The organism is Corallococcus sp. 4LFB, assembly GCF_046520365.1.
In the GTDB taxonomy this organism is placed as follows: Bacteria; Myxococcota; Myxococcia; order Myxococcales; family Myxococcaceae; genus Corallococcus; species Corallococcus caeni.
This window is the reverse complement of sequence record NZ_JBKGHJ010000767.1, coordinates 1-2,694: the sequence shown is the minus strand read 5'-3', so window position 1 is coordinate 2,694 and position 2,694 is coordinate 1. Positions and strand designations below refer to the sequence as shown.

At 72.0% G+C, this 2,694-nt stretch carries 3 protein-coding genes; all 3 read right to left on the bottom strand.

What is annotated here, in order from left to right; genetic code table 11:
• A partial coding sequence (locus ACLEQD_RS40850; RefSeq protein ID WP_410391329.1) for an ATP-binding protein occupies window positions 1–1,677 on the bottom strand: 1,677 nt, incomplete at its 3' end.
• Entirely contained in the window at window positions 1,674–2,459 is a 786-nt protein-coding gene (locus ACLEQD_RS40845) for a methyltransferase domain-containing protein (protein ID WP_410391328.1), read from the bottom strand. The genes ACLEQD_RS40850 and ACLEQD_RS40845, both read right to left, overlap by 4 nt.
• Window positions 2,459–2,694 (bottom strand): hypothetical protein (locus tag ACLEQD_RS40840; RefSeq protein ID WP_410391327.1); only part of this gene is annotated, 236 nt, incomplete at its 5' end. The genes ACLEQD_RS40845 and ACLEQD_RS40840, both read right to left, overlap by 1 nt.

Sequence of the window (2,694 nt, the reverse complement as noted above, 5' to 3'; positions counted from 1 at the left end):
CAGGTCCGTGGCGCGGCGCTCGCGCAGGTCCTCGCGCAGGTGCTGGGTGCCCTTGGGCAGCCGCACGCGGAAGCTGGAGCCCTGCCCCGGCGTGCTCGACACCTCGATGCCGCCCGAGTGCAATTCCAGCGTCTCCTTCACCAGCGCCAGCCCGATGCCGCTGCCCCCGAAGCGCCGCGTGCCGGACGTGTCCGCCTGGGCGAAGCGGTCGAAGATGACGGCCAGGTCCGCGGGGGCCATGCCCTGCCCGGTGTCCACCACCTCCACGTGCACGTCCGTGTCGTCCTCGCGCACGCGCACCGCGATGCTGCCGCCGGCCGGGGTGAACTTGAGCGCGTTGGAGACCAGGTTGTGGAACACGCCTTCAATGCGCTCCGCGTCCACGTGCACCGGGGACACCGGCCCGCCCTCCAGCGCGAGGGTGAGCCCCTGCTTCTCCGCCACGGTGCGGAAGGGCAACAGCTGCGACGACAGGAACGCGTGCAGCTCCAGCGGCTGGTAGCGCAGGCGCACCTTGCCCGCCTCCAGCTGGGCCAGGTTGAGCAGGTTGTCGATGAGGCGCAAGAGCCGCTGCGTGCTCCGGTCCAGCGTCACCAGGTGCTGCCGCACCACGGTGGGCAGCGACTCCGGCTCCTTCTGGAGCGCGTCCAGCGACAGCAGGATGAGCGTGAGCGGCGTGCGCAGCTCGTGGCTCACGTTGTCGAAGAACTCCGTCTTCAGCCGGTCCTGCTCACGCTGCTTGGCGAGCGCCGCCTCCAGCTTCGCGTTGGCCTCCGACAGCTCGCGCGTGCGCGCCACCACGCGGTCCTCCAGGGCCACGTTGCTGCCGAAGACCTCGTCGTAGCGCTGCTGCAGCTCCCGCAGCGAGCCCATGTTCGCCTGGGCCTGCGCCGCGAGCAGCTCGTCCTTGCGCTTGATTTCGCGCCGGCGATCCAACCAGCCGCCCAGCGCGAAGCCACCCACGCCCAGGGACGTCACGGAGAAGAGCGCGTCGCCCCAGCCCAGGTGCGTGGCCAGCAGGCCGCTCACCATGCCCAGCAGCAGGCCCAGGTAGTGGCCCCAGAGCGTGGGCGGATCCGTCCACGTCAGGTGGTAGCGGCACGCCTCGCCGCCCAGCACCTGGCACTCCGTCTCCCGCACCTCCGCGGGCGCCAGGCCCCAGATGGTGGGGAAGGACGCGAACTGGCCCATGCGCAGCTCGCAGATGTTGCGGTTCTGCTCCGGGATGATGCTGCGGTAGGACAGCTTGAGCCGCTTGTGCTCCAGCAGGTCCACCGCGAACGCCCCCACCCGGTTGTAGCTGGGGGAGAAGTCGATGGTCTGCTTGTAGCAGGCCTTGGGCGAGCCGAAGGCGCGCAGCATGTAGAAGACGAAGCCCAGCGCCTGCGGCGACGCGGTGAACAGGCCCGCCTCGCGCATGAAGCGCGAGTCGCCGGACTCCTCGCGCAGCGCCGCCGCCACGCGCTCCAGGAAGCGCAGCGACACGTAGTTCGTGGGCTGGCGCATGTAGTCCAGCCCCAGGGTGAACCCGTGGTCGCGCCACACCTGGGACAGCCGCTCCGCGCCGTAGCGGTGCTCGAAGTAGAGCAGCAGCGTGGACGTGGCGCGGACGCTCACCTCGGGGGCGTTGTCCGGTGACACGTCCTGCGGCTTCACCGCCGGCAGGCGAGGGGTCACGGTTTCGTTCCCTCGGTGACCAGCGTCACCGCGTACTTCAGCCCCTCCGCGTCCTCGAGCATGGCCAGGAAGTCGTCGCAGTGCGCCTGGTAGGCGGCCTGGCCGCCGAAGGCCGCCGCGCCCACCGGCGCCAGGGCCTCGAAGCGCGTCCTCCAGTCGCGCACCAGCCGCGCCTCCGCGGCGCCCGCGCAGAGGTAGAAGGGCATCAGGTGCACGCGCACGTCGGTGAGGCCCGCGAGGCGGAACTCGGAGAACAGCTTGCGGCCCACGTACAGGTCGAACCCGCGCGTCGCCAGGGCCTCCACGATGCGCTGGGTGCCCGCGCGCAGGTGCTCCGGGAAGGGCCAGTTCTGGAAGCCCAGCCCGTCGATGTCGGACACCACCACCCGCCCCCCGGGCCGCGTCACGCGGATGAGCTCCGCGAGCGCGACGTGCCGGTCCGGCAGGTACTCGAAGACGTACTGGCTCCACGCATAATCGAACGCGTCCGCGGGCAGCCCCGTGGTGCGCACGTCCGCCTGGAGGAACGTCAGGTGCGGGCGGTGGGCGTTGCGCGCCCGGGCGTCCGCGACGCGGCCCTCGTGCAGGTCCACGCCGGTGACGTGGCCGCCCTCCCCCACCAGCTCCGCCATCAGCTCCGCGATGCCGCCGGGGCCGCAGCCGGCGTCCAGCACCCGGTCCCCCGGCTTGAGGCCCGTGCGGCGCAGGACGGCGCGCGTGTCCTGGGACTGCTCCTGTTCCAGCAGGCGGCGGGACTCGTCCGCGGATTCCATCAGGTACATCACCGCGCCTCCTGGTTCGGGGCCTGCGCCGGAGCCTGCACGGGGGGCCGGCGCTTCGCGCGCCGCATGGGCATCTGCCGCTCGAAGAGCGAGCGCCAGGCCTCGCACCAGCGGCGCACCATGGAGCGGTGGAAGGTCCACTCGGAGAAGCGGCCCTGGTCCACGAAGCCCAGCTCGCGCAGCACCGGCACGTCCAGCGCGTCCACCAGGCCCAGCGCCGCGCCCCGGCCCCGCT

What these genes read in the sequence shown, in the direction of transcription:
- ACLEQD_RS40845 (WP_410391328.1), bottom strand. Translation starts at nt 2,459, where the DNA reads ATGTACCTGATGGAATCCGCGGACGAGTCCCGCCGCCTGCTGGAACAG.